Below are 24863 nucleotides of genomic sequence, written 5' to 3'. Positions count from 1 at the left end.
CGCGACTCTCATCGTGGCGCGGAGAACCATCTCCAACCAGACGCCGGATAGATTTAAGCAAGCCTGCTCACATCATACAAAATCAGCTTGCAAAAGGGAGGGTGACCATAGATTTTTGCTTTGCGGGTGCCGGGGTCAGGTCCGCTTTTTGGACACGGACTGATGCATGATGCGTTGGATGCTGTAGAAGATTGCTCAGTGAAGACTTGATTAGAGCCACGAACGGGCGCCGAGGACGTGCGTTCGTGGTTATAACTGAGCCAACTTCTGCAGTGCTCAATGTATCAGCCCGTGTCCAAATGGCGGATCTGACCCCGGCCCTCGCTGATTGAATGAAAGCGAATCTCCGACTGATATATACGTAGGATATGTTAGAACTCGACGACCTCTAGAAGCAGCTTGAAAATCGCATTGTCGGCACAGTGCCTTAGTCTAAATTAAAATGACTATTTTTTATCTGTACGCAATCCCTAAAGACCTAGATAATATTCAGATTGTATCTAGCTAGGATTTGACCCTGATGATCTAGAGTCGTTCCTGATCAGTGCGAAATGTCTTTTTCCGGGCCCCATGCAATTATTAAAACAAGCTTACAATACAAAAAAACTTTCTTCCTTAATATTTTAATGCACGTGCAATAAAGGCTCTATCAATGTTGTCGATTTTTTTAATTTTATTAAAATACCATCGAAGATAACGAATCAAAACATTCAAACTAACAGAAGCCAATTTTTCATGAACCAACTTCTGAAGGGTTTGCACGGGAATTCCCATCTCCTCCAAAGCTGAGAAATTTTTGGGCAAATGACTATATTCAAATTTACTTATAATAAATCCAAAATTCGCAATAATCTTAATATTTGAAATTTCACTTCGATAATTTATTAGGTCCTGCAGCAATGAAAGGACTGACGGAACCGTAAAACCAAAAATATTTCTTATAATTTTTAGTTCCCTATCAATACCAATGGATTTTTCAAATTCGCCTTCATTATTTTCCAGAACCCAGTCTATAACTTCGTCCAAGTAGCTCTGATGGCTTTCAGCAAAAAGATATTTACTAATCTTTAGCTTCAAATCGGATTTATCACCATGCAAGTTTAAATTTCTCAAAGAAGCTGAAGCAGCAATCTTCAAAACACCACAAATAATTTCAAGTCCTTCAGCGTTAACTTTTGGAGCGCAAACAGCTCTAATTTCAATAGTACTCAATGAATCGACATAATTATTCGTGGCACGCAAGGAATCGATAGAGAAAGTCGCATGCTTCTTTAATATCCACAAGGGAATTTGTGTCGATGCAACATACCTTTCCAATGAGTCTTTTAATTCAGGCTGAATATGAACCTCTTCAATGCCGGCTATAAAATTCAATGGGCTATTTTCATCTTGCGATCCAAGAGGAACCTCGACAATTTGATTTTCAATTTTTTGCTCCGGCACTCTCTCTAAACAATGAACATTTCCAACGAAATGAACATTCATTCGACCAGCACGACCTTTTATATTATTATGAGTAAAACGGTCTATCGAGCCAATACCATTTCTATTGTCATAAATGACCACATTTTCAGCGGTAGTATTGACTCCCTCAATAATTGTAGATGTACATATCAATATTTTCAAAATTCCGCTATTAAATAAATCAACAGTAAACTGCTGAATAGCTCTCGGCAATGCCCCATGATGAATTCCTATTCCAGCATTAATTGCCTTTGAGTATGACCAAGTGGCACTATACTTATCTTTCACCCAATTAACATATTCACCATCATACTTATCTGAAAATCCTTCTGAAATAAGCAACATAGCAATCTCTGCGGCAGCGTTTGGCGACTTACAATAAATTAGTGTTTGATTATCTTTACTCCTTGACTGCAGTATTTTAACCAAAGCATTATTTTTCAAATCTTTTGAATTTGCATCAATATCATATTTAAAAACATTCAAAGCTACAGTGTTAAATGATGATGGCAAAAAGAAATAATTCTTTCCCAACGTGCTCAACCCAGTAACATCATCAATACTAGGCCCAATCATAAAAAACTGTTTTGATGAAACCAATAATTTACTAAGTGCAATATTGAGAGAAATAGCCCTTTCATCGTACGATCCACGCTTAAATGAAAGCTTATAAAATTCATCTATAATAAATAGATCTATATCTAAAATATCTTTTCTTTCATTCACTCTTTCTTGCGTCAGTATATAGATGGTTTTACGAAAAGATCGAACAACTTGCGAGCTATGATAAATAATTTCATAACTACTACTGAATTTTTCTGCAATACGTCGTCTTGTTTCATCAATCAATGCTATAGTCGGAACAACTATTACGATACGGCTATACTTTCCGCTTGCCAAAAGCGAATCTGCAATCGCGCTTTTTCCCATGCTAGTGGGTGCACTCAGTACAACATTATGCCCTCCCATCAATAAATTAAATATTTTCAACTGCATAGAATGAAATATAAATTTCTCAGAATGAGTCGAGCGATAAACACTCAATAGATACTCGTCCTCTATCGTTAAATTAGAAAACTCACTGCTCAAATATGGATAAAGCCCTGCCTTGCGAACTAAATTTTTCAATAAACCAGCATAACCTAAAAATTTTTTCTTTTTATCTAATGCTCGAATAACCAGCTCCCTCCCGAGAGACTCATCAGCCGGATTGGAAAGAAGATCATTGGCGATTTTAAGATATCCGAACAAATCTGCCCCATCCCCCTCCAAACTTTCCACTATGTTTTGGAATTCACTAAACATCCATTACCTCATTGATTTTTTTCCGCACAACACTAACCAACGTCTTTATGCACGGATTAGGATAAAGATAAAGAATAATATTAATCCTAGAGAAATATTTATCTCTCAATAGAATTTTTCCAATCATTTTTTCGAAATTCTCTTGAGCCTCAATTAACTGTGATTTTTTATAATCTTGATTATCTTCCTCGATTGAAAGATGCGCAGACTTATAGCCAATAAACATTACAAATTTAAATCGATGAATGTGATCATCTAAAGAAGATGATTCATCAAGCAAATCATCAATATCGTGTTTCAAAAGATAGCTATCCTCTTTTACTTCAAGTATCTTTTTTCTCTGCAATCGAAAGTCTACAGTGATAAGATCATGAAGTTGACCGCATACTTTATCCATTGAGTCGGCTAAATTTAAAGTCTCAGATAAACTACTAAATCCCATCCATAATTCATCGCCACTATCGGCCCGAACAATGTGCACGTTTTCGAATTCCTTGAATGATTTTCCATCCTTATCAATATACAAGGCTACTGGGACTGGCTCACTATTACTATAATATCTTACCGAAGAATGCATAAGAGTTCGCCCCAAGAATTCAGAGAACTCGGAACTTTGCTCTAAAAATCGTTTAGAAATATTAGCCGACTTAATAAAAAACTTCTGCCGTGATGTATCTGCCAATTCACTAGGTCGCAGTAAAATTTCAGGCATCCAATTTATTATTGAGTCGGCAATATAATCAAATCTATACTTCCCAAACTCATACCCTTGCCCTAAACCCACTCCCAACCTTTGATCAGATCCATGATCAGAAAATTTCAAAAGAACAGGTTCAGTTTTACTAAATTCAACATAGACCTTAGTATTCAATCTGCTATTTGTGGCAGCTAATATTTTTATCTCTTCAAGAAACCAAGTTAGAAAATCTTTCCTGAAGTAAGTTTTATTATCTGCACATGTTATTTTTCTAGATAATGCGCTTTTTCTTGTAATTACACCAAGAACATCATTAAGTATTATTTTTGCATCGCGAGAAGGATTTAATAAAACGCCATGATCATGAGCGGAAATTAAAATATCTCTATATATCTTTAATTCCAATTCATCTATAGACGAATATACATCCCAGCTAGTATTATCCAACCAAAATTCTACGTCCCTCCCAGCGGGAGAAAAAAACGAACCGATTTTTGCATTTAATGACTTAAGTAATTCCAGCTTCGGCGATGTGTCTATACGTTCAGCAATTGGTGTTCGTAAGTAATTTAAAGCATTTAAAACATCACGCTTACTCACTATTTTAAATAATGGCTTAATCGATATATCATTGTCACAATTTAAAGATTTATGCAATATTGAGTCGTTTGCTGGTGGAGGCTTTGGCTTACCACGTTCCTTTTTTACTTTCGTAACTTCACAAAGTTCCGTTATAGACCATTTCCGATCTCCTTCCGTCGTCTTTACTTGGATATATTCTATTTCGTCATTAGTATATAAAAGATCAATATCATCAGTTACCTCACAACGAACAGCATCGATCTTTTTATTCTGCAACATTTGAAAAACATAATATGCCGCCACATAATCTTGGAATAAAAATCCACTTTTCGCCCCCACTCCACCGCTGTCATCGCGATTCATCGCATTATTAGCTTTCATAATTTACGCTTTTCGATAGTGCTACACAGAATTCATCCGTCGTACCGCCGGTTAAACAGGCAGATTACTTTGATTCTAACAACAAGATGGAATGATAAACACTAGCCAAAGCATAAAGACTGAAAATAGTATTAAAACCCTATGGAAAGTGACAATTAGTTAGAATTGAAAATCTTTCTTTATCAATTTTACTGTATATATAAACAGTATATGCAATAAAATGAGAAATGTTGCCAAATTTAGACATACATGCTGATTTATTGGAGCTTCGAAAGATCGAACAGAAGGAGGGAGGGTACGGTCCGTCGCTTGGACAGGGACTGGCGTATTGGTCGCCGTAGAAGCTGGTTCAGTCGAAACTTAATTAGAACCACGAAGGGTACCGGGGTCACGAAGGGTAGCGGGGTCAGGCCCACCATTTGGACACGGACTGATGCATTGGGCGCCGTAGAAGCCGGCTCAGTCGAAACCTAATTAGAACCACAAACGCGCGCCGCAGGCGCGCGGGGCTGCCGCGCAGCGGCAGCAGTCAGTCGATTCGGAGAGGGCCGGGCCGGTAGGCCCGACCCTTCGAATCCCCCGCGCACGCCCCGCAGGGGGCGTGCTTCTCTCCGCGTACAGACGAAAAAAAAAGCTACCCGAGGGTAGCTTTTTCTTTTTCGTCTGTGGCGGAGAGAGGGGGATTCGAACCCCCGATAGAGTATTACCCTATACACGCTTTCCAGGCGTGCGCCTTCAGCCGCTCAGCCATCTCTCCTGAAGGCAATGCGCGCGTCTTGCTTGCTCACATTGTGTACTGCATATCGCTTGTCGCGAAGCCGCAGATTATAGCAAAGATTCTACAGACTGCCAAAGTTATTTACCCAAGGGTAAAAGTTTGGCCAGGCCTAGCGGAAGGATGCGCGCCAGTGGTGCGCACGGCCCTTCCGGAGGCACTGGCCTGTCAATTAAGACGTTTCCTTCAGCTGATCCAGGATGGCCGGGTTTTCCAGGGTCGACACGTCTTGCGTGATCGTCTCGCCCTTGGCCAGCACGCGCAGCAGACGGCGCATGATTTTGCCGGAGCGGGTTTTCGGCAGGTTGTCGCCGAAACGGATTTCCTTCGGTTTCGCGATCGGGCCGATTTCCTTGCCGACCCAGTTACGCAACTCCAGGGCCAGCTTCTTGGCTTCCTCGCCAGTCGGACGCGCTTGCTTCAGCACCACGAAGGCGCAGATCGATTCGCCTGTCGTGTCGTCCGGGCGGCCCACCACGGCCGCTTCGGCCACCAGCGGGTTGGCCACCAGGGCCGATTCGATTTCCATCGTGCCCATGCGGTGGCCCGACACGTTCAGCACGTCATCGATGCGGCCCGTGATGGTGAAGTAGCCCGTTTCCTTGTTGCGGATGGCGCCGTCGCCTGCCAGGTACATCTTGCCGCCCAGTTCTTCCGGGAAATAGCTGGACTTGAAACGCTCGGGGTTGTTCCAGATCGTGCGGATCATCGATGGCCATGGGCGTTTTACCACTAGGATGCCGCCTTGGCCGTTTGGCACGTCCTGACCCGCTTCGTCGACGATGGCGGCCATGATGCCCGGCAATGGCAGGGTGCAGGAACCGGGGACCATCGGCGTGGCGCCCGGCAGCGGGGTGATCATGTGGCCGCCCGTTTCCGTTTGCCAGAAGGTATCGACGATCGGGCATTTCTCACCGCCGATATGCTTGTAGTACCACATCCACGCTTCCGGATTGATCGGCTCGCCGACCGTGCCCAGCAGGCGCAAGCTCGTCAGGTCATAGTTGCCAGGATGGACTTTCGGGTCCACGTCGGCCGCCTTGATCAGCGAACGGATGGCCGTAGGGGCGGTGTAGAAAATGCTGACGTTGTGCTTCTTGATGGTTTCCCAGAAGCGGCCCGCGTTCGGGTAGGTCGGGATGCCTTCGAACACCACTTGCGTGGTGCCCACGGCCATCGGGCCATACGCGATGTAGCTGTGGCCCGTCACCCAGCCGATGTCGGCCGTGCACCAGAACACGTCGTCGGGCTTGATGTCGAAACTCCACTTCATCGTCAGCGCGGCCCACAGCAGGTAGCCGCCGCTCGAGTGCTGCACGCCCTTCGGCGTCCCGGTGGAACCCGACGTGTAGAGAATGAACAGTGGATGCTCGGCATCGACCCATTCCGGTTCGCATTGCGCGCTCTGGCCTTCGACCAGGTCGTGCAACCATGTATCGCGGCCGGCCACCATCGGCAGGTCGCTGCCCGTGCGTTTATACACGATGACGTTTTTCACGGAGTCACAGCCGCCCAGCGCCAGCGCTTCGTCGACGATGGATTTCAATGGCAGCTTTTTGCCGCCGCGCAATTGCTCGTCACCCGTGATGACGGCCACGGCACCCGCGTCGATGATGCGTTCTTGCAGGGATTTTGCCGAGAAGCCGCCGAAGACGACGGAGTGGGTGGCGCCGATACGCGCGCAGGCTTGCATTGCGGCAACGCCTTCGACGGACATCGACATATAGATGATGACGCGGTCACCTTTGGCAATCCCTTTGGATTTCAGGCCGTTGGCGAACTTGCAGACTTTTTCGTGCAGCTCTTTATACGTTGCCTTGGTAACGGTGCCATCGTCCGCTTCGAAGATGATGGCCGTCTTGTCGCCCAGGCCATTTTCAATGTTGCGGTCCAGGCAGTTGTACGACACGTTCAGCAGGCCGTCTTCGAACCATTTGTAGAATGGGGCGTTGTCTTCGTTCAGGGTGCGGGTAAACGGCTTTTTCCAGCTCAGGTTTTCGCGCGCCAGCTTGGCCCAGAAGCCTTCGTAGTCACGTTCGGCATCGGCCACCATGGCGCGGTAGGCGTCCATGCCGGAAATCGTTGCCTGTGCGGCAAACGCTGCCGACGGTTGAAATACGCGCGACTCTTCCGGTCCCTGCTGCTCAGTGCCCTGCCCTTGGTTCTCTATAGCGGCCATGCTAGTCTCCAGTGTAGTAATTGTTTGGTAACACAATATTCCTGCTGTCTTACTGACGCCTTACATGCAGCGTTTCCTCGATCCATTCTAACCATAATCGCCACTGGCGACGGGCGTCAAGCGTACGCCGCCCAGCATTCTGGATGGAAAAACTGGTAACAAGTCAATTAGTTGACGTCGCTTTGTGTTTCATCAAGGCCAAGAATCCAAATCGAGGGCATGCGCAGTGATCAGCAGCAAGTGTAAAATGTCGGGCATACCAAAAATTGGTATTTACCCCCAGGAAACTCCAGATGATCGACCACTCACAAAAGCCCACACATAGCAAACTGCATCCCCTGTCCGCCTTCATCTTCATGTCGCGCTGGCTGCAGCTGCCGCTGTACCTGGGCCTGATCCTCGCACAATGCGTTTACGTATTTCACTTCTGGGTGGAACTGTCGGACCTGATCGGCGCCGTGTTCGGCAATGACGCGGCCCTCCAGCACGTCATCAGCGCCGTCACCGTGGCGGGCGTGCCGCCACCGGTCAAGCTCAATGAAGCCACCATCATGTTGGTGGTGCTTGGCCTGATCGATGTGGTCATGATCTCGAACCTGTTGATCATGGTCATCATCGGCGGCTACGAAACGTTTGTGTCGCGCATGCACCTCGACGACCATCCGGACCAGCCGGAATGGCTGTCGCATGTGAATGCGTCCGTGCTGAAGACGAAACTGGCGATGGCCATCATCGGCATTTCGTCCATCCACCTGCTGAAGACCTTCATCAACGCCACCGCGTATGCCAAGGAACCGAATGTGGTCATCGCGCAAACGGCGATACACATGGTCTTCATCCTGTCGGCGATGGCGATTGCGTACACGGACCGCATCATGACCGTCACGCAGAACCAAGCCCGGGCGCCCCACTAAGTTCTGGCGCTCCTATACTGATTAGCAACAGCAAACAGCATCAAAGTCTTACCCTTCTTATCCACCGCGAGAACACCATGACTGTCATAAAGCAAGAAGACCTGATCGAATCCGTCGCCGCAGCGTTGCAGTACATTAGCTACTACCACCCTGCTGATTACATCGAGCACCTGGCGCGCGCCTACGCGGCCGAGCAAAGCCCGGCGGCAAAAGATGCGATCGCGCAAATCCTGACCAACTCGCGCATGTGCGCGGAAGGCAAGCGTCCGATTTGCCAGGACACGGGTATCGTCAACGTCTTCCTGAAAATCGGCATGGGCGTGCGCTTCGAAGGCTTCTCCGGCACCGTTACCGACGCCGTCAACGAAGGCGTGCGCCGTGCGTACAACTTCGACGACAACAAGCTGCGCGCCTCCATCGTGGCCGACCCGCATTTCGACCGCAAGAACACCAAGGACAACACGCCAGCCGTGGTGCACATGGAACTGGTCGAAGGCAATACCGTCGACGTGAAAGTCGCTGCCAAGGGCGGTGGTTCGGAAAACAAATCCAAGATGATCATGATGAACCCGTCCGATTCGCTGGTGGACTGGGTCATGAAAACCGTGCCAACCATGGGCGCTGGCTGGTGCCCGCCTGGCATGCTGGGCATCGGCATCGGCGGCACAGCCGAAAAAGCCATGCTGATGGCAAAAGAGGTGTTGATGGAAGACATCGACATGTTTGAGCTGAAACAACGCGGCCCACAGAACAAGCTGGAAGAACTGCGTATCGAGCTGTGCGACAAGATCAACTCGCTGGGCATCGGCGCGCAGGGCCTGGGCGGCTTGACGACCGTGCTCGACGTCAAAATCATGATGCACCCGACGCACGCCGCGTCGAAGCCAGTCGCCATGATCCCGAACTGCGCCGCCACGCGCCACGGCCACTTCGTGCTCGACGGCTCGGGCCCTGCCTACATGACGCCGCCATCGCTGTCGTCGTGGCCGGAAGTGCACTGGACGCCGGACACGGAAAAATCCAAGCGCGTCGACCTGAATACCCTGACGAAAGAAGAAGTCGCTTCGTGGACGCCGGGCCAGACCTTGCTGTTGAACGGCAAGATGCTGACGGGCCGCGACGCCGCACACAAGCGCATCCAGGACATGCTGGCCAAGGGCGAAGAATTGCCGGTCGATTTCAAGAACCGCGTAATCTATTACGTCGGCCCCGTCGACCCGGTGCGCGACGAAGCCGTCGGCCCGGCCGGTCCGACCACCGCCACGCGCATGGACAAGTTCACCGACATGATGCTGGAAAAAACGGGCCTGATCGCCATGATCGGCAAGGCCGAGCGCGGTCCCGTCGCCATCGAATCTATCCAGAAGCACCAGTCGGCCTACCTGATGGCCGTAGGCGGCGCCGCCTACCTGGTGTCGAAAGCCATCAAGCACGCCAAGGTGCTGGGCTTTGCCGACATGGGTATGGAAGCCATCTACGAATTCGACGTCGTCGACATGCCGGTGACGGTGGCCGTGGATGCGAAAGGCACCTCGGTGCACAACACGGGCCCGAAAGAGTGGCAAGCGAAGATCGAGCAACTCAATAGCGTCAGCAAGATTCCTGTGACGGTCGCTTAAACAAGCTCTACCATAGACGCCGCGCGGCAACATCAGCGCGGCGTTTTTTTATCATCAACGGTTCCCTATGACTTTTACAGCAAGCACTGCCCGCCCAGACGCCCCCATCGGCATTTTTGACTCCGGCGTGGGCGGCCTGTCGGTGCTGCGCCATATCCGCGCGCAGCTGCCCCAGGAAGACCTGATCTACTTTGCCGATTCCGCCTATGCGCCATATGGCGACAAGACGGAACAGCAAGTGGTCGACCGTTCGCTGGCGATCACCGCCTTCTTATTGCAGCAAGGCGCCAAGGCGCTGGTGGTGGCGTGCAACACGGCCACCATCGCCGCCATCAAGGCGCTGCGCGCGCGCTACCCTGACCTGCCCATCGTCGGCGTCGAACCGGGCTTGAAACCGGCGGCCAGCATCAGCCGCAACGGCAAGATCGCCGTGCTGGCCACGGAACGCGCCTTGCGCGGCGACAAGCTGCTGGCCCTGCGCGAACAGGTGAGCGCCGCCACGGGCGCCACGTTCATCTTGCAGCCCTGCATCGGCCTGGCCGACCGCATCGAGCAATGCGAGCTGGGCAACGACCCGGTCGATGCCACCAGCGCCATGCTGGAACGCTACATCGCCCCCATGCTGGCGCAAGGCGTCGATACGCTGGTACTCGGCTGCACGCACTACCCCTTCGTGCAGGACGCCATCGTACGTACGGTGCGCGCGCATACACAGGAACAGATCACGCTGGTGGACACGGGCGACGCCGTGGCACGCCAGCTGGCCCGCCTGCTCGACGCGGCAAGCTTTCGCTGCATCAACAACGACGCACCGCGACTGCAGGGCTACACGACGGCCAGTGTCGAATCCCTGGCGAAAGCCTTCGCCGGATTGCTGGGCTTGCAGCCCCCCGTCGAACACCTGTCCGTATGAGCGAAAACGACCGTTTTCATGCAATCTTTCGATTCTTTAAAAAAGACTGCATTTAGATTTGCCACTTTGCCGAGTTCTTTGTATAATTCGGCACCTGTTCAGCAAAACAGCTAAACAGGTAAGTAAGACAGTGGTGGCTGTAGCTCAGTTGGTAGAGTCCAGGATTGTGATTCCTGTTGTCGTGGGTTCGAGCCCCATCAGCCACCCCACAGAATTAGTGGTAAATTAGAGGGTTACATGCTTCGGTATGTAACCCTTTTTTCATTCCAGCGCACATACATGAGGCAACATCCGCCCTCTTCTCCCACAACATGTCAGGCGAGTGCATCAGAAAAATCCAAGCTGTGCGCGGCAGTCAAAATTGACGCATACGCTTGATTTTTCGTATCCCAAAGAATACACTTGTATGCGTGAAAAGCGTCCACACCACCACCACGTTCGATAACTGGTTCAGCAAGCTAAAGGATCGGAAAGCGTTTTTCCGCATCCAGGCCCGTATTGATCGTGCCGAAGATGGCAACTTTGGCGATTGCAAACATGTCGGTGCTGGTGTTTCGGAAATGCGCATTGATTATGGTCCCGGCTACCGCGTTTATTTCACTCAGCGCGGCATAGAAGTAATCATCCTGCTCGCTGGCGGCGACAAGTCAACGCAGGGGAAAGATATCAAAACGGCGCAGCGGCTCGCGCAAGCACTCCAGGAGATCTGATGATACAAAAACTCAACAAATGGGATAGCGCACAGCACCTCAAAACCGAAGAGGATATAGTCGCCTACTTTGAAGCTTGCCTGGAAGAAGCCGGCGGCGACGCATCCTTCATCGCCAAAGCACTCGGCAACATTGCCAAGGCGCGCGGCATGACGCAACTTGCCAAAGATACAGGACTGGGACGGGAAAGTTTGTACAAGGCCCTGTCCGGCGAAGGCAATCCGAGCTTCGACACCATTTTGAAGGTGACGCATGCACTCGGCTTGCAGTTCCGCGCCGCAGCGCTGAACACCTGACCACCCAGCAGCCGAGGCAGCGGAAAGACTAGCCCGCCAGCACCGACTGCACCGTCGTTGCCAGGTCTTCCAGGCGCACGGGTTTCACGAGGAAGTGGCGGAAGCCCGCGGCCAGCGCGTCGTCCATGTACATGGGCAAGCTGTGGCCGGTAACGGCGATCAGCACGGCGTTGGCCGTCTCGGGATTGTGGTGCAGGCGGCGGCCGATTTCGATGCCGCTGATGCCGGGCATTTCGATGTCGAGGTAGACGGCGTCGGGCACGCACAGCTTGACTTGCTCGACAGCCATCTGCCAGTTGCGCACCACCACGGCGTGGTGACCCAGCGCTTCGAGCAGCATGGCCAGCGATTCGCCCACTTCCTGGTTGTCATCGACCACCAGCAGATTGAGCTTGCGCGCAGCACTTGCCGGCTGGTCGCCCTGGCGGCGTTCCACGGGGGGATTGCCTGTTGTCGTTTCAGTTGTCTGGCTCATTGTACGTTCACGTCTGAGGGCTGCAAAAGTGGGAGTATACAAGAAGCGCAGGCAATGCCGCCGCACCCCAGCAATGGTGCCAAGCGGCAATCCAGGTCGCCCGCTGTACCGCACCAGCAACACTTCCCCATCCGCAGGCAGACATACGGCCACTACGCGCTATTCGCAATTGACGGATAAAATGAGAATCATTATCATTCTTATCCCCTTGCGCAGGATGCTCACGCTACGATGTTGTCGCGCCGCCCGATTGCCCGCGCAAACATTGTCATTACGGAGATCCATGCATGGCTGCCACACTTTCCCCACTGCCCTTGTCGCTGCGCCCGTGCGCGCTGGCCATCGCCCTCGCCTGCCTGGGCGCCCCGCTAGCCGCGCAGGCGCAGGATGCCAATACAGCTGCTAACGCCGGTCCCATCCTGGAATCCATCCAGGTCAGCAGCAACCTGCTGGGCACCAGCATGGCCGCCAGCACGAAGAATTTCGCGGGCGCCCGCACGGTGGTGCAAAAGGACGATATCGACAACTCGGGCGCGACCAGCCTCAGCGACGTGATGCGCCGCATTCCCGGCGTACAGATCAGCGACAACTCGGGCAGCGCCGGCAGCGCCATCTCCCTGAATATCGGCGTGCGCGGCCTGGCCGGACGCTATTCCCCACGCAGCACGGTCTTGCTTGATGGCGTCCCGATGTCGGTCGCGCCGTATGGCCAGCCGCAGCTGTCTTTCGCGCCCGTCAGCCTGGCCAATGTCGAGACGGTCGACGTGGTGCGCGGCGGCGGCGCCGTACGCTTCGGCCCGCAAAACGTGGGCGGCATCATCAACTTCAAGACACGCCGCGTGCCCACCACGCCAGGCATCACGGGCGACGCCACCGTACGCTATAACGCGTACAGCGAAGTGGGTCACAATACGCAGGCCAGCGTCTTTGCCGGCACCCAGCTCGACAGCGGCCTGGGCTTGGCGGTGCTGTATTCCGGCATCCGCGGCAGCGACTGGCGCGTGGGGAGCGACGAGAAGGTCAACGATTTCGCCCTCAAATTCCGCTACGACCTGAGCCCCACAGCCGAGGTGTACGGCAAGCTGTCCTACTATGACGTGACGTCGCGCACGCCGGGCGGCTTGACCACGGCGCAATACAAGGCCGATCCATTCCAGAACACGCGCCCCACCGACTACTGGAGCGGCGAGCGCAAGGCCTTCGACATCGGCTACCTGAATGCCATCTCCGGCACTCAGGAGTTCGAGGTGCGCGCGTATTACAACAAGAGCTCGCGCGAAAGCATCCTGATCAGCGGGAAAAACCTGGGCCATCAGCCGCGCAACTATGAAACGACGGCCATCGAGCCGCGCTACACGCAGCGCTTCACGACCGGCAAGGTATCGCAGGACGTCACCGTCGGCTACCGCTACCTGGCCGAACGGGCCGATGAAACCATCTACAACGTCGTCATCGCCAGCGGCGTACAACAAAAGCCGACGCGCTTCGCCGACAATTCGACCGATGCACAGGCCGTGTATATCGACGACAAGATCGCCATCGATGCCTGGCGCATCACGCCCGGCGTGCGCTACGAGCACATCAAGACGGAACGCTTCAACCACTTGCCGACCGACCAGAAGATCGAATTACTCAACAACAAGGCCCTGCCCTCGCTGAACGTGGCCTACTTGCTCAACAACAATGTGACCCTGTTCAGCAACTACAACAGCTCGTTTGGCGCCGTGCAAAATACGCAGCTCAATTCGCAATCGGACAAGAATCCGCTGCAGCCGGAACTGGCGAAAACGGCCGAGCTGGGCGTACGCTGGAAGAGTAGCCAGCTGTCTGCCGAAGCGACCTTGTTCAACATCAAGTTCGACAACCAGATCCAGTCCGTCGGCAGCGGCGAGAACGCCATCTTCTACAACGTGGGCGCCACGCATCACCGGGGTCTGGAAACGGCCATCGACTACCATTTCGACCAGTCCGGCCCGCTGGCAGGCTTGAATGCCTACGCCACCTACACCTACACCAAGGCGACCTTGCAGGATGGCGTGAACGCTGGTAATGACGTGCCCTTCTATTCGCGCAACACGGATACCGTCGGCGCCCACTACCAGCTGGGCGCCTGGGGCTTCGACCTGTCGAGCAGCCACCAAAGCCGCCAATTCGCCGACGAAGCCAACACCGTGGCGGAAAACGCGGCCGGCAACCTGGGTGTCATTCCCGGCTTCCGTACCTGGAACACGCAAGTGAAATGGAAAGTGCCGGGCCAGAACGGCCTGGAACTGGTTGCCGGCGTTAACAACCTGAGCGACAAGCGCTACTTTACGCGCACCTCGGACGGCAACCTGGGCAAGATAGTGGGCGCGCCACGCATGGTCTACCTGCAGGGCCGCCTGGCGTTTTAACCGTCGACAGCGCTCCTGACAAAAAAACCTGCATCGTTGTCATGTCGATGCAGGTTTTTTTTACGTCCTCCATTTCGCGAAGATGCTGCCGGGCCTGGTCGTGCCGGCTTGCAGTTCACACCTGGCCGAGCGGCTTCTTTCATGGACAAAAACGGAAGCATAATTTTCAGTAAATGTTGCCAAGAAGAATTAAATTGACGCTACAATAGTGGAGTATCAAGCAATGCCAAGCATCGCTCCGCCAGGGCCCCTACCCCGCCCTGATCATCAGCACGCATTTTTTTGAACAGGATGACTGGCGCTGCCGGGCCCGATTGCGCTCCCGGCACGGCCACCACACACGCACCATGTCTGCAGAAAAAAACATTACCGAAACGAGTTCCTACGGCAAGGAAACCCCCGTGGGACGTCCTGACATCGATGGCCGCGCCGGCATATTCGTGCCCACGGCGGAATTTGACATCGCCAACACCTCCACCATCCGCAAAGGCGCGGGCATAGTCGGCTTTGGCAACCTCGATGGCACCCTGACCGTGTATTTCGAAGCGAACCGCTTCGACGAAAGCAATCTGCACAAGTGGGAACACAAGGCGCGCAAGGCGTACGACCGCATGGTCATGGGCGCGCCCACGGTGTCGAAAGCGAAAATCGACGCGCGCATGCTGGAACAGGTCGGCATCATCGATGGCATGGGCATCAATCTCAAGCACCCGGAACGCCTGACGCACTGGCTGGCGATCTCGAACGTGCCGGACACGGCGCCGGAAGAAGCGGTGGTGCGCTGGAAAAACCGCTAAGCGGCCGGATAGCGAGGCGGAGCACCAGGCGCGAGGTGTTGTCCTACATGGTGGCGGACATTTTTCCGATGCCCAAAGGCATTAATTCATACTATGATGAAAACCTGATAACACCCCACACCACTCAGGAGTACGACATGTCCCGCCTCATCCCGATCAGCTTTGGCGCCTTGCAAATAGGTCTGGCAGCGGCGGCGATGTACATCCTGTGCTCGGCGGACGTGCTGCACCAGGGTTCCGTGTATTTCCACTGATTCCGCTACCCGGTCGTGCCCGCCAAATGACAATGCGCGCCGTGCTTCGCATATCATGAAGCACGGCGCGCATTCGCATTGTCACGCCAGATGGCCAATAATCGATGACTAACGGCGGCCGTGGTAACGCCCATACCCGCCCCAGCCGCCGCGGTGTCCACCGTAGCGCCCAAAGCCGAACATGAAATCCAGCCCGATCGATACGGGCGGATTGTAATAATACGGTTGCGGCGCGTACACGGGCGCCGGCACATACACGGGCTGCTGCACGTAGACGGGCTCATTCGTGTATTCCACGCGCGGTTCGCTCATCACGCGGCCCGACTGCACCGGTTCGGACGAAACCGTACGCCATTCATAGGGATTGTAGGCCCCCTGCGGCGCACGCGAACCGTAATACGCGGGCCCGGGTGGGGCCACGACGCAGCCGCCCAGGGCGGCCAGCGAAATTACTGCCAACAGGGTTTTCATCGCAATTCTCCTAATGTGTACTACCTTAATTAAGTACTATAAGAAATTACGCCGTGCTTTGCTGTGCTTTTACCGATTGTTACACCCCGACGCATGCCGCAACATGAAATGTGGCAAAGCCGCCACAAGCGGCCCGCGCGGCATGTTTCCTCAAATAAACGGAATCGCGCACGTATCGATGGCCTTGCCGGCGGCATCGTAGCGCTGCACGCACACCTGGTAGCGCACGCCGTAATCGAGCTCGACCTGCTCGACCTTGCCATACTTCAATTTCCAGTTGCGCTGCACCTGTTGCCGGCCAGCCAGTGCGGCCACATCCTGCGGAATTGCCATCGCCGTTTGCGTCTCGCCCTGGCGCGCATCCTGGCGCCGCGCCACGTCGATCGCTACGCTCACAGCCAGGTCCACGCCGCCGTCCGCGTAAGCGAGCGTGGGCGCGGCGCGCTGCGCCCGCATCACGCCCCATGCGCAAGACGTGCCGCCGGCCTCGCATTGCTTCAATTGGGCCAGTGGAAAATATTCAGGGGCAATCTTGCCATCCTTGACAGGCCAGCTGGTACGCACGCCGTCGCGCTTGCCAGTCATGGGATTGTCCCAACTCAGGCTATTGACGACGGCCACGGTCTGTCCCGCCTGCAAACCCACGGGCGTGCCCAGCGATGCGCAGGCGGAAATCAGCAAGCCGGTGGCGGCCAGGGAGGAAAGTGTCAGGATGCGCTGCATGGTAGGCCTCTTGTGGTGGGAGATCCCGAAGGTATGTTTCGAGGGTAACAGAATCGGCGGCGACAGCGCCGTTGGCTGGCGCACATAACAGAACGGGCGGCACCCTTGCAAGCGCCGCCCGTAGCGGAGACGGCCATGCCGGGAGCCAGGCTCCCGGCGATACGTGGATCAGTCCAGCTTCCAGGCGTAATCGACCTTGGTCCAGGTTTGCGCCGCGGCACCATCCTTGGTGCCAGGCTTGAACTTGCACGCGGACAACGCCTTGATGGCGGCCTTGTCCAGATTCTTGAAGCCGCTGCTCTTCTCGACTTTCGAATCGGCAACACTACCATCCGCATTGACCAGGAAGGACATCGACACGGTGCCCTGCTCTTCGTTCATCAGCGAGGCTTTCGGATAGTCGGCCTTGCAGTTCTTGGCATCGAACGACGCCGGCACCTCGGCAGCGAAGGCTGCGGAAGAAACGGACACCAGCAAGGCTGCTGCAACACTCATCAAACGCTTATTCTCAAACATGTGCTTCCCCATGATTATCAGATACGGTAATTACAACTTCCTGTGCGCTGTTGGCCGCGCTTAAAACTCTTCCCACTCGTCATTGCTGCCGGCGCCTGCCGCCTTGCGTGGCGCAGGAGCAGGAGCAGCCACGGGAGCGGCCGCGTCAGCCTTGCGAGTCAGCGACTTCACCGGGCGCAATGCCGGCGCCGGCTTGCGCACGGCCACTGGTGCGACGGCCACGGGTGCCGGCACATACGCTGCCGGTTTCTCTTCGCCTTCGACCAGTTTGAAGATGCTGACCACGTGGGCCAGTTCGGCCGCCTGGTCTTGCAAGCTTTGCGCCGCGGCAGCTGCCTGCTCCACCAGGGCCGCATTTTGCTGCGTCATGCCATCCATCTCGATGATCGACAGGTTAACCTGTTCGATGCCGGCGCTTTGTTCCTGGCTGGCACTGGCGATCTCGCTCATGATGTCGGTCACGCGGCGCACGCTGTCGACCACTTCGCCCATCGTCACGCCAGCCTGGCCGACCAGGCGCGTACCACGTTCTGTCTTCTCGGCCGAATCGTCGATGAGGATCTTGATTTCTTTCGCCGCGCCGGCGGAACGCTGGGCCAGGTTGCGCACTTCAGACGCCACCACGGCAAAGCCGCGGCCTTGCTCGCCGGCACGTGCCGCTTCCACGGCCGCGTTCAGCGCCAGGATGTTGGTCTGGAAGGCGATGCCATCGATCACGCCGATAATGTCGACAATTTTCTTCGCCGATTCATTGATCGAGCTCATGGTGTCAACCACTTGCGACACCACGGAGCCGCCCTTCAGGGCCACGTCCGAGGCGGTGGCGGCCAGCTTGTTGGCTTCGCGCGCATTGTCCGCATTCTGTTTCACGGTCGAGGTCAGCTCTTCCATGGCCGAGGCCGTTTTTTCCAGCGCGCTGGCCTGCATTTCCGTTCGCGACGACAAGTCGATATTGCCGTCGGCAATCTCGCGCGACGCCGTGCCGATGGTTTCCGTACCGACGCGCACCTGGCCGACGATGCCCACCAGGCTGTTGCGCATTTCCTTCATTTCCGCCAGCAGGCTGGACGTATCGGAAGGCTGGGTGTGGATGCCGATCGACAGGTCGCCATTGGCGATGCTGCCGGCGATCGATGCCGTGTAGTCCGGCTCGCCGCCCAGCTGTTTCAGCAGGCCGCGGGTGATCACCAGTGCCGCCGCCACGCCCATCGCCACGGCCATTACGCCGAGGATGATCATGAACAGGCGCGCGCTGTCGAAGGCCTTGCGGGCGTCCGATTGCATTTGCTCATTGAGCTTGTCTTCCAGCACGGCCAGTTGCTCCAGCGCTTCCATCCATTTTTTCTGTACCGGGCGGATTTCCTTGATCATCACGCGCGTGGCGCCTTCCGCATCGTTGGCCATCCACAGGGCCGACGCCTTGGCGATGGCCGGCATGGCGGCCGCTTCATATTCCTTGATCGAAGTCAGCAAGGCTTTTTCTTCAGGAGTCGACTCGACGGCGAATTTCTCTTCAAGCTTCTTCTGCGTTTCCTGATAGGTGCTCGTTTGCGTCTTGATACGCGCCATTTCCGGCTCCATATCGCTCGCGTCGGTCATCAGGGTCAGGATGCGCAGCGAGGTGATGCGGTCGCTGACGTTGCCACGCATGTCGATCACCAGGCGGGTGACGACGTTGTTGACATTGATCACGTGATCGAGACGTTCCTGGATTTGCGCCATGCGCGCGATGCCGAGGACGGTCACGGCCACCAGCAGAACCAGTACCAGGGCGAAACCCAGGCCCAGGCGGGTACCAACCTTCATTTTTGCTAAATTCATTTCGGCTCTTCGTAAATGAAACTATTGATAAGGATTTTTGCCCGGCACGACAAGACGAAGGCTGCGCAACACCGGTATCCGCCCTTACCCATTGGTATGCTGGCGGTATCCGGCCGCACGCAGCCTGAGGTACTTCCTGGTTTACAACAGCCCTGAAAACGCCAGTGACTGCGAATGCAACTTGTTCCGCACGCTGAATTTTTGACACCGTTGATGTGAGATCAACATCAAACATTCATATGAGAAATATTTGTCTATAATCAATTATAGGTGTAAATTTTGCCTCAAAGCAAGCAATAAGTACCTGAATAAATGGCTGATTAACTTTCTTCGGGGAAATGGCAACAACACCGTTTCTTGCCCCATAGAAATGCCCCACGACAGTGCGGGCGTGCGCCGAAACAGCGCATTTACAACACATGGCATAGCCATATGACATCGTTTTGGGAGGGGTGCTCAGAGGAAGGGGTACTGCGGACAATACCACTGCGCCGGGGCAGCGGTATAGACAAGTTGGATCAGCGGTCCCAGCTGCAATGCAGCACATAGGCGTGGCGCTCTGTGCCGAAGACAAAGACGCTCCAGATGGCGCCCAATTGACCGGCCAGGCTGCGCTGGCCCGACGATACCAGTTGATACCAGCAGGGTTCACCGCCCGGCAGTTCGGCCAGTTCGCGCTCGAAACCGTCGAACAGGCGCGCGTCGAGCGGCTGGCGGTCGACCTCGCTCATCGGGTTCAAGCGCTCGAGCAGCCACTGGCGCGGCGTGCACAAGACGCCGCTGCACGCGACCGTCTCGATAGGCTGCAGGCGCAAGCCATCTGGCGGCAGCTCCAGCGCGCGGCACAGGGCGTCGAGCGATGCCTGTGGCGCGATGGGCTCCAGATACGCGCAAAGAAACAAGCTGCCATCATCCTTCAGCGCGCTGACGGCTTGCAGGTAGCCATGCAACTGCTGCGCATGGGCATGGCAATCGCCGCGCATCAGGCAGGCAAGGACAGGCGCGCCGCCGCTTCCAGCAGCAAGCGGGGGTCGCCCGAGGCCAGCTTCTTCGAATCGGACAAGGTCTGGCGGAAACCGCGCGCGCCGGGCAGGTTTTGCATCAGGCCCAGCATGTGGCGCGTAACGCTGTTCAGTTTCAAGCGCCCCGCTTCTTTTTCCAGCTGCGCGCTGATATAGGGAATCATCGCTTCGAGCACCTGTTCGCGCGTTTTGACAGGAGCGTCGTCACCGTAATAGCGCTGGTCAAACTGCGCCATCACGTACGGGTTGTGATACGCCTCGCGGCCCAGCATGACACCGTCCAGGTGCTGCAGGTGCAGGTCGATCTCGTCCAGCGTCTTGATGCCGCCATTGATGATGAACTCGAACTGGGGAAAATCACGTTTCAAACGATAGGCGTAATCGTATTTCAGGGGTGGCACTTCGCGGTTTTCCTTCGGGCTCAGGCCTTTCAGGATGGCGTTGCGCGCATGCACGATAAACGTCTTGCAGCCGGCGTCGGCCACGGTGCCGACGAAATCGCGCACGAAGTCGTAGGACTCGCTGTCATCGATGCCGATGCGGTGTTTCACCGTGACGTCGATATCGACCACGTCGCGCATGGCTTTCACGCAGTCGGCCACCAGTTGCGGCTCGGCCATCAGGCAGGCGCCAAACGCGCCCTTTTGCACGCGCTCGGACGGGCAGCCGCAGTTCAGGTTGACCTCGTCGTAACCCCACTGCTCGCCGAGCTTGGCGCTGGTGGCCAGGTCCTTCGGGTCGCTGCCGCCCAGCTGCAGCGCCACCGGATGCTCCTCTTCATTGAAGCGCAAGTGGCGCTCCACATCGCCGTACACGAGCGCGCCCGTCGTCACCATCTCGGTGTAGAGCCAGGTGTGGCGCGTGATTTCGCGGTGGAACTTGCGGCAATGGCGGTCGGTCCAGTCCATCATCGGGGCGACGGACAGGCGGCGGGAAGGCAAAGAAGAGGAAGTCATGGTGTCTACAAAAAACAGGAGCTGCAAATGACAAACCCGCTGCGTGCCTCACCAGTAACGGTGACGCTGCGCAGCGGGCCGGGAGCGGCATGGCCCGCAGGCCATGCTCTACAACAGATTACGAATCACGCGACGCTTTTTTACGCTCGTGCTCTTTCAGGAAGCGCTTGCGCAGACGGATCGATTTAGGCGTGATTTCCACCAGCTCGTCGTCCTCGATGAATTCGACTGCGTATTCCAGCGACATCTGAATTGGTGGTACCAGGCGCACCGCTTCGTCGGTACCCGACGAACGCACGTTGGTCAGCTGCTTGCCCTTGATCGGGTTGACGACCAGATCGTTGTCGCGCGAGTGGATACCGATGACCATGCCTTCGTAGACTGGGTCATTGTGCGACACGAACATGCGGCCGCGGTCTTGCAGTTTCCAGATAGCGTAGGCAACAGCGGCGCCGTCATCTTGCGAGATCAGCACGCCGTTACGACGGCCAGCCATTTCGCCACGGGTGTTGTCGACTGGTGCGTATTCATGGAATACGTGGCTCATCAGGCCGGTGCCGCGGGTCAGGGTCATGAATTCGCCCTGGAAGCCGATCAGGCCACGTGCCGGGATCAGGTACTCGAGACGCACGCGGCCCTTGCCATCCGATTCCATGTTTTGCAGGTCGCCACGACGACGGCCCAGTTCTTCCATGACGCCGCCCTGGTTGACTTCTTCAACGTCAACCGACAGGTTTTCAAACGGCTCGTGGCGCACGCCATCGACCATTTTGAAGACCACGCGTGGACGCGATACGGCCAGCTCGAAGCCTTCGCGACGCATGTTTTCGATCAGAATCGTCAGGTGCAGCTCGCCGCGGCCCGATACTTCAAAGATAGTGTCGTCGTCGGTTGGCGAAACGCGCAGAGCAACGTTGGCTTTCAGTTCGCGGTCCAGACGGTCACGCAGTTGGCGCGAGGTAACGAACTTGCCTTCGCGGCCAGCCAGTGGCGAGTTGTTGACCATGAAGTTCATGGTCAGGGTCGGCTCGTCGACGGTCAGCATCGGCAGCGGATCCGGGGTATCTACTGCGCACAGGGTCGAACCGATGCCGATTTCGTCGATACCGTTGATCAGGCAAATGTCGCCGGCAACAGCCTCGTCCACCAGCACGCGCTCCAGGCCCTTGAAGTTCAGCACCTGGTTGATGCGGCCTTTGATAGGCGTAGCGCCTGGACCATTGATGACCAGCACGTCCTGGCCAACTTTGACGGTACCGCGGTTGACGCGGCCAATGCCGATCTTGCCGACGTACGACGAGTAATCCAGCGAGGTGATCTGCATTTGCAGCGGGCCTTCCGGATTGTCGTCACGTACTGGAACGTGTTCCAGGATGGCGTCAAACATCGGCTTCATGTCGCCGCTGCGCACGTCTTCGGTCAGGCCGGCATAGCCGTTCAGGCCCGAAGCGTAAATGATAGGGAAATCCAGTTGCTCGTCGGTAGCGCCCAGCTTGTCGAACAATTCGAACGTCTGGTTGATGGCCCAGTCCGGGCGCGCGCCTGGACGGTCGACCTTGTTGACGATGACGATAGGCTTCAGACCCAGTGCCAGCGCTTTGCGCGTGACGAAACGGGTTTGCGGCATCGGGCCTTCTTGTGCATCGACCAGCAACAGAACCGAGTCAACCATCGACAGAACACGTTCCACTTCGCCGCCGAAGTCGGCGTGGCCTGGGGTGTCGACGATGTTGATGTGGGTGCCTTCGTACTCAACAGCGCAGTTCTTCGACAGAATCGTAATGCCGCGCTCCTTTTCCAGGTCGTTCGAGTCCATGACTCGGGTGTCGACCGCTTGGTTTTCACGGAAGGTGCCGGACTGGCGCAGCAGCTGATCCACCAGCGTGGTTTTGCCGTGGTCAACGTGGGCGATAATGGCGATATTACGAATTGCGCGTTTTGTATTTGACATGGTCGTAGTAGTTACTGAAAAACTGCGGAGTGCGTACAAGGTGTACGAGATACCCGAATGCTAATCTATTTCCGGAACCGCGTAGTATAGCATGTTGCGTTGCAACGCTATCTAAAAATGCTGGCGGCTCCCGCAGTCGGGGACGGTTTGTTTAAAAAAGCGACACTGTTTGAAGAGTGTCGCTGGGTAATATGACGTTGCTGTGACTTATTGATGCGCCGTGGCGATGAGCCGCTCTGGCGCCAGGATGCTGTATTCCTGCAACTGGCCTGTGCCCAGCAGCTTGCTGTCGTGATATACGCGCACACGGCCCGGTTCGGCTGGCACGGCGACATCTTCCTTGCCCAGCGCAATGCGCTGGCCATGCAGGAAACGCTTGGCCAATTCTTCCGTCAGCTGAACGGCGGGGAAACTCGACAATAATGCATCGACGGGCGCCAGCAAGCTCAACGGCGCGGCATGCGCCGTCAACTCGTCCAAGGTGACGACGCCGTCCAAAGTCAGGCTGCCCACCTGCGTGCGGCGCAAGGCATTCAGATGGCCGCCGCAACCGAGGGCATGACCGATGTCTTCGCCCAGCACGCGGATATACGTGCCCTTGCTGCACATCACGGACAATTTCAGGAACGGGGCTTCATAGCCGAGGAACTCGAGCTTGTGGATGGTCACCGGGCGCGCTTCGCGCTCCAGGGTGATGCCTGCCCTTGCATACTCATATAAGGGCTTGCCGTCCCGTTTCAAGGCCGAGTACATGGGCGGCGTCTGCAGGATAGGCCCGCGGAACTGCGCCAGCACGGCTTCGATCTGCTCTTCGGTAACGTTGACGTCGCGCGTTTCCAGCACTTCGCCCTCGGTATCGCCCGTATCCGTCGTCTGCCCCAGGTGCACGAGGGTTTCGTAGGTTTTATCGGCTTCCAGCAAGTCCTGCGAGAACTTGGTGGCCTCGCCAAAGCACAGCGGTAGCAAGCCCGTGGCGAACGGATCCAGGGTACCCGTATGGCCCGCTTTTTTCGCGTTCAGCACGCGCTTGGCCTTGATCAGGGCGTCGTTGCTGGACCAGCCCACGGGCTTATCCAGCAGCAAGACGCCATCGACCAGGTCGCGCACCCGTTTGATACCGGGCGGTTTCTTCGGACCCGCCACTGTTATTGCTCGTCCACTTTGTCTGCTGGCTTTTCGTCCGGCTCGGCGTCAGCCGCGCGCGTAGCGTTGGCCTTGTCGATCAGCAAGGACATTTCCATGCCGCGCGACGTCGAGCTGTCGTGCACGAAATGCAGCATCGGCAGGGTGTGGATGTGCAGGCGCTTGCCCAGCAAGCCACGGATGAAGCTAGACGCGGCCATCAGGCCTTCGGTGGTGTTCTTGATGGCTTCCTTGCTGTCTTTCAACATCGTGAAAAACACCTTGGCATGCGCGTAGTCAGGGGTGATCTGCACTTCGGTGATGGTGATCATCGTGCCGACGCGCGGGTCTTTCAATTCGTAGGCGACGATTTCAGCCAGATCGCGCTGGATCTGGTCGGCCACGCGCAAGCCGCGCGCTGGCATGGTTTTGCTATGTTTAGCCATGATATATGCTGTCCTAAGTGCCGCAGGGCGCATGAGTCAAACGGTTGCCCGTTGACCAATGCGCCCCACGTGTTTGCGCGG

20 protein-coding genes and 2 tRNA genes are annotated in these 24863 nt (G+C 55.3%); 8 read left to right on the top strand and 14 right to left on the bottom strand.

Annotation, left to right across the window (positions count from 1 at the left end):
* Window positions 1–615: 615 nt before the first annotated feature.
* From ACQ4WY_RS28030 to acs, 4 genes are all read right to left on the bottom strand, one after another.
* Window positions 616–2769, bottom strand: a complete 2154-nt coding sequence (locus ACQ4WY_RS28030; protein WP_436506890.1) for a DEAD/DEAH box helicase — start codon at window positions 2767–2769, stop codon at window positions 616–618.
* Entirely contained in the window at window positions 2762–4429 is a 1668-nt protein-coding gene (locus tag ACQ4WY_RS28025; RefSeq protein ID WP_436506889.1) for a dsDNA nuclease domain-containing protein, read from the bottom strand. Before ACQ4WY_RS28025 ends, ACQ4WY_RS28030 begins: the two co-directional genes overlap by 8 nt.
* A gap of 666 nt (window positions 4430–5095) precedes the next feature.
* Window positions 5096–5186 (bottom strand) — tRNA-Ser (locus tag ACQ4WY_RS28020).
* A gap of 190 nt (window positions 5187–5376) precedes the next feature.
* On the bottom strand, window positions 5377–7383 hold the full coding sequence (gene acs / locus ACQ4WY_RS28015; protein ID WP_436506888.1) for an acetate--CoA ligase: 2007 nt from the start codon (window positions 7381–7383) through the stop codon (window positions 5377–5379).
* 293 nt (window positions 7384–7676) lie between these two features.
* On the opposite strand from acs, the gene ACQ4WY_RS28010 reads away from it, so the two are divergent.
* The 6 genes from ACQ4WY_RS28010 to ACQ4WY_RS27985 all read left to right on the top strand — a co-directional run bounded on the left by ACQ4WY_RS28010 (window position 7677) and on the right by ACQ4WY_RS27985 (window position 11835).
* Window positions 7677–8297, top strand: coding sequence for a TIGR00645 family protein (locus ACQ4WY_RS28010; protein ID WP_353658661.1), 621 nt, complete (start codon window positions 7677–7679; stop codon window positions 8295–8297).
* Between the two features lie 77 nt (window positions 8298–8374).
* The gene (locus tag ACQ4WY_RS28005) at window positions 8375–9916 is read left to right on the top strand and encodes a fumarate hydratase (RefSeq protein ID WP_086144995.1); all 1542 of its coding nucleotides are present in this window, start codon (window positions 8375–8377) and stop codon (window positions 9914–9916) included.
* Between the two features lie 67 nt (window positions 9917–9983).
* Window positions 9984–10829 (top strand): glutamate racemase, encoded by an 846-nt coding sequence (murI, locus tag ACQ4WY_RS28000; protein WP_436506887.1) that lies wholly within the window; start codon window positions 9984–9986, stop codon window positions 10827–10829.
* Between the two features lie 133 nt (window positions 10830–10962).
* Window positions 10963–11038: transfer RNA gene (locus ACQ4WY_RS27995), tRNA-His, on the top strand.
* A gap of 201 nt (window positions 11039–11239) precedes the next feature.
* Entirely contained in the window at window positions 11240–11539 is a 300-nt protein-coding gene (locus ACQ4WY_RS27990) for a type II toxin-antitoxin system RelE/ParE family toxin (protein ID WP_436506886.1), read from the top strand.
* A complete protein-coding gene (locus ACQ4WY_RS27985) occupies window positions 11539–11835 on the top strand; it encodes an addiction module antidote protein (RefSeq protein ID WP_436506885.1) in 297 nt (98 codons plus the stop codon). The genes ACQ4WY_RS27990 and ACQ4WY_RS27985 overlap by 1 nt, the downstream gene beginning before the upstream one ends.
* 28 nt (window positions 11836–11863) lie before the next feature.
* On the opposite strand, the gene ACQ4WY_RS27980 is transcribed toward ACQ4WY_RS27985, so the two are convergent.
* Window positions 11864–12310 (bottom strand): response regulator, encoded by a 447-nt coding sequence (locus ACQ4WY_RS27980; protein WP_436506884.1) that lies wholly within the window; start codon window positions 12308–12310, stop codon window positions 11864–11866.
* Window positions 12311–12597: 287 nt separating this feature from the next.
* Between ACQ4WY_RS27980 and ACQ4WY_RS27975 the strand changes: the two genes are divergently transcribed.
* Both ACQ4WY_RS27975 and ACQ4WY_RS27970 read left to right on the top strand, forming a co-directional pair.
* Window positions 12598–14703 (top strand): TonB-dependent receptor family protein, encoded by a 2106-nt coding sequence (locus ACQ4WY_RS27975; protein ID WP_436506883.1) that lies wholly within the window; start codon window positions 12598–12600, stop codon window positions 14701–14703.
* A 347-nt stretch (window positions 14704–15050) separates the two neighbouring features.
* Window positions 15051–15500, top strand: a complete 450-nt coding sequence (locus ACQ4WY_RS27970) for a hypothetical protein (RefSeq protein ID WP_436506882.1) — start codon at window positions 15051–15053, stop codon at window positions 15498–15500.
* Window positions 15501–15862: 362 nt separating this feature from the next.
* Here the strand turns inward: ACQ4WY_RS27970 and ACQ4WY_RS27965 are convergent, their stop codons facing one another.
* The 9 genes from ACQ4WY_RS27965 to rbfA all read right to left on the bottom strand — a co-directional run bounded on the left by ACQ4WY_RS27965 (window position 15863) and on the right by rbfA (window position 24782).
* Window positions 15863–16225 (bottom strand): hypothetical protein, encoded by a 363-nt coding sequence (locus ACQ4WY_RS27965; RefSeq protein ID WP_436506881.1) that lies wholly within the window; start codon window positions 16223–16225, stop codon window positions 15863–15865.
* Between the two features lie 150 nt (window positions 16226–16375).
* Window positions 16376–16948: a hypothetical protein gene (locus tag ACQ4WY_RS27960; protein WP_436506880.1), complete on the bottom strand. Its 573-nt coding sequence runs from the start codon at window positions 16946–16948 to the stop codon at window positions 16376–16378.
* Between the two features lie 168 nt (window positions 16949–17116).
* Window positions 17117–17464 (bottom strand): energy transducer TonB, encoded by a 348-nt coding sequence (locus ACQ4WY_RS27955; protein WP_034760455.1) that lies wholly within the window; start codon window positions 17462–17464, stop codon window positions 17117–17119.
* A gap of 60 nt (window positions 17465–17524) precedes the next feature.
* Complete coding sequence (locus tag ACQ4WY_RS27950; RefSeq protein WP_436506879.1) at window positions 17525–19285, bottom strand: methyl-accepting chemotaxis protein; 1761 nt, start codon at window positions 19283–19285, stop codon at window positions 17525–17527.
* 518 nt (window positions 19286–19803) lie between these two features.
* Window positions 19804–20268, bottom strand: coding sequence for a hypothetical protein (locus tag ACQ4WY_RS27945; RefSeq protein WP_436506878.1), 465 nt, complete (start codon window positions 20266–20268; stop codon window positions 19804–19806).
* A complete protein-coding gene (dusA, locus tag ACQ4WY_RS27940) occupies window positions 20268–21263 on the bottom strand; it encodes a tRNA dihydrouridine(20/20a) synthase DusA (protein WP_314606826.1) in 996 nt (331 codons plus the stop codon). Before dusA ends, ACQ4WY_RS27945 begins: the two co-directional genes overlap by 1 nt.
* A gap of 118 nt (window positions 21264–21381) precedes the next feature.
* The gene (gene typA, locus ACQ4WY_RS27935) at window positions 21382–23214 is read right to left on the bottom strand and encodes a translational GTPase TypA (RefSeq protein WP_176388866.1); all 1833 of its coding nucleotides are present in this window, start codon (window positions 23212–23214) and stop codon (window positions 21382–21384) included.
* A 207-nt stretch (window positions 23215–23421) separates the two neighbouring features.
* Window positions 23422–24357 (bottom strand): tRNA pseudouridine(55) synthase TruB, encoded by a 936-nt coding sequence (truB, locus tag ACQ4WY_RS27930; RefSeq protein ID WP_436506877.1) that lies wholly within the window; start codon window positions 24355–24357, stop codon window positions 23422–23424.
* A gap of 2 nt (window positions 24358–24359) precedes the next feature.
* A complete protein-coding gene (gene rbfA, locus ACQ4WY_RS27925; protein ID WP_436506876.1) occupies window positions 24360–24782 on the bottom strand; it encodes a 30S ribosome-binding factor RbfA in 423 nt (140 codons plus the stop codon).
* Window positions 24783–24863 lie beyond the last annotated feature (81 nt).

Source organism: Janthinobacterium salmonicoloratum (assembly GCF_051380845.1).
In the GTDB taxonomy this organism is placed as follows: Bacteria; Pseudomonadota; Gammaproteobacteria; order Burkholderiales; family Burkholderiaceae_D; genus Janthinobacterium; species Janthinobacterium lividum_F.
Note: the sequence above shows the minus strand (reverse complement) of the source record. Positions and strands in the feature narration are given on the sequence as shown.

Coding starts and splice junctions, on each gene's coding strand:
- ACQ4WY_RS27960 (WP_436506880.1), bottom strand. CDS start 16,948: ATGCAGCGCATCCTGACACTTTCCTCCCTGGCCGCCACCGGCTTGCTG.
- ACQ4WY_RS27945 (WP_436506878.1), bottom strand. CDS start 20,268: ATGCGCGGCGATTGCCATGCCCATGCGCAGCAGTTGCATGGCTACCTG.
- ACQ4WY_RS27965 (WP_436506881.1), bottom strand. CDS start 16,225: ATGAAAACCCTGTTGGCAGTAATTTCGCTGGCCGCCCTGGGCGGCTGC.
- ACQ4WY_RS28025 (WP_436506889.1), bottom strand. CDS start 4,429: ATGAAAGCTAATAATGCGATGAATCGCGATGACAGCGGTGGAGTGGGG.
- ACQ4WY_RS28030 (WP_436506890.1), bottom strand. CDS start 2,769: ATGTTTAGTGAATTCCAAAACATAGTGGAAAGTTTGGAGGGGGATGGG.
- ACQ4WY_RS27950 (WP_436506879.1), bottom strand. CDS start 19,285: ATGAATTTAGCAAAAATGAAGGTTGGTACCCGCCTGGGCCTGGGTTTC.
- ACQ4WY_RS28010 (WP_353658661.1), top strand. CDS start 7,677: ATGATCGACCACTCACAAAAGCCCACACATAGCAAACTGCATCCCCTG.
- typA (WP_176388866.1), bottom strand. CDS start 23,214: ATGTCAAATACAAAACGCGCAATTCGTAATATCGCCATTATCGCCCAC.
- ACQ4WY_RS27975 (WP_436506883.1), top strand. CDS start 12,598: ATGGCTGCCACACTTTCCCCACTGCCCTTGTCGCTGCGCCCGTGCGCG.
- ACQ4WY_RS27980 (WP_436506884.1), bottom strand. CDS start 12,310: ATGAGCCAGACAACTGAAACGACAACAGGCAATCCCCCCGTGGAACGC.
- ACQ4WY_RS27970 (WP_436506882.1), top strand. CDS start 15,051: ATGTCTGCAGAAAAAAACATTACCGAAACGAGTTCCTACGGCAAGGAA.
- murI (WP_436506887.1), top strand. CDS start 9,984: ATGACTTTTACAGCAAGCACTGCCCGCCCAGACGCCCCCATCGGCATT.
- dusA (WP_314606826.1), bottom strand. CDS start 21,263: ATGACTTCCTCTTCTTTGCCTTCCCGCCGCCTGTCCGTCGCCCCGATG.
- rbfA (WP_436506876.1), bottom strand. CDS start 24,782: ATGGCTAAACATAGCAAAACCATGCCAGCGCGCGGCTTGCGCGTGGCC.
- ACQ4WY_RS27985 (WP_436506885.1), top strand. CDS start 11,539: ATGATACAAAAACTCAACAAATGGGATAGCGCACAGCACCTCAAAACC.
- ACQ4WY_RS27955 (WP_034760455.1), bottom strand. CDS start 17,464: ATGTTTGAGAATAAGCGTTTGATGAGTGTTGCAGCAGCCTTGCTGGTG.
- acs (WP_436506888.1), bottom strand. CDS start 7,383: ATGGCCGCTATAGAGAACCAAGGGCAGGGCACTGAGCAGCAGGGACCG.
- ACQ4WY_RS28005 (WP_086144995.1), top strand. CDS start 8,375: ATGACTGTCATAAAGCAAGAAGACCTGATCGAATCCGTCGCCGCAGCG.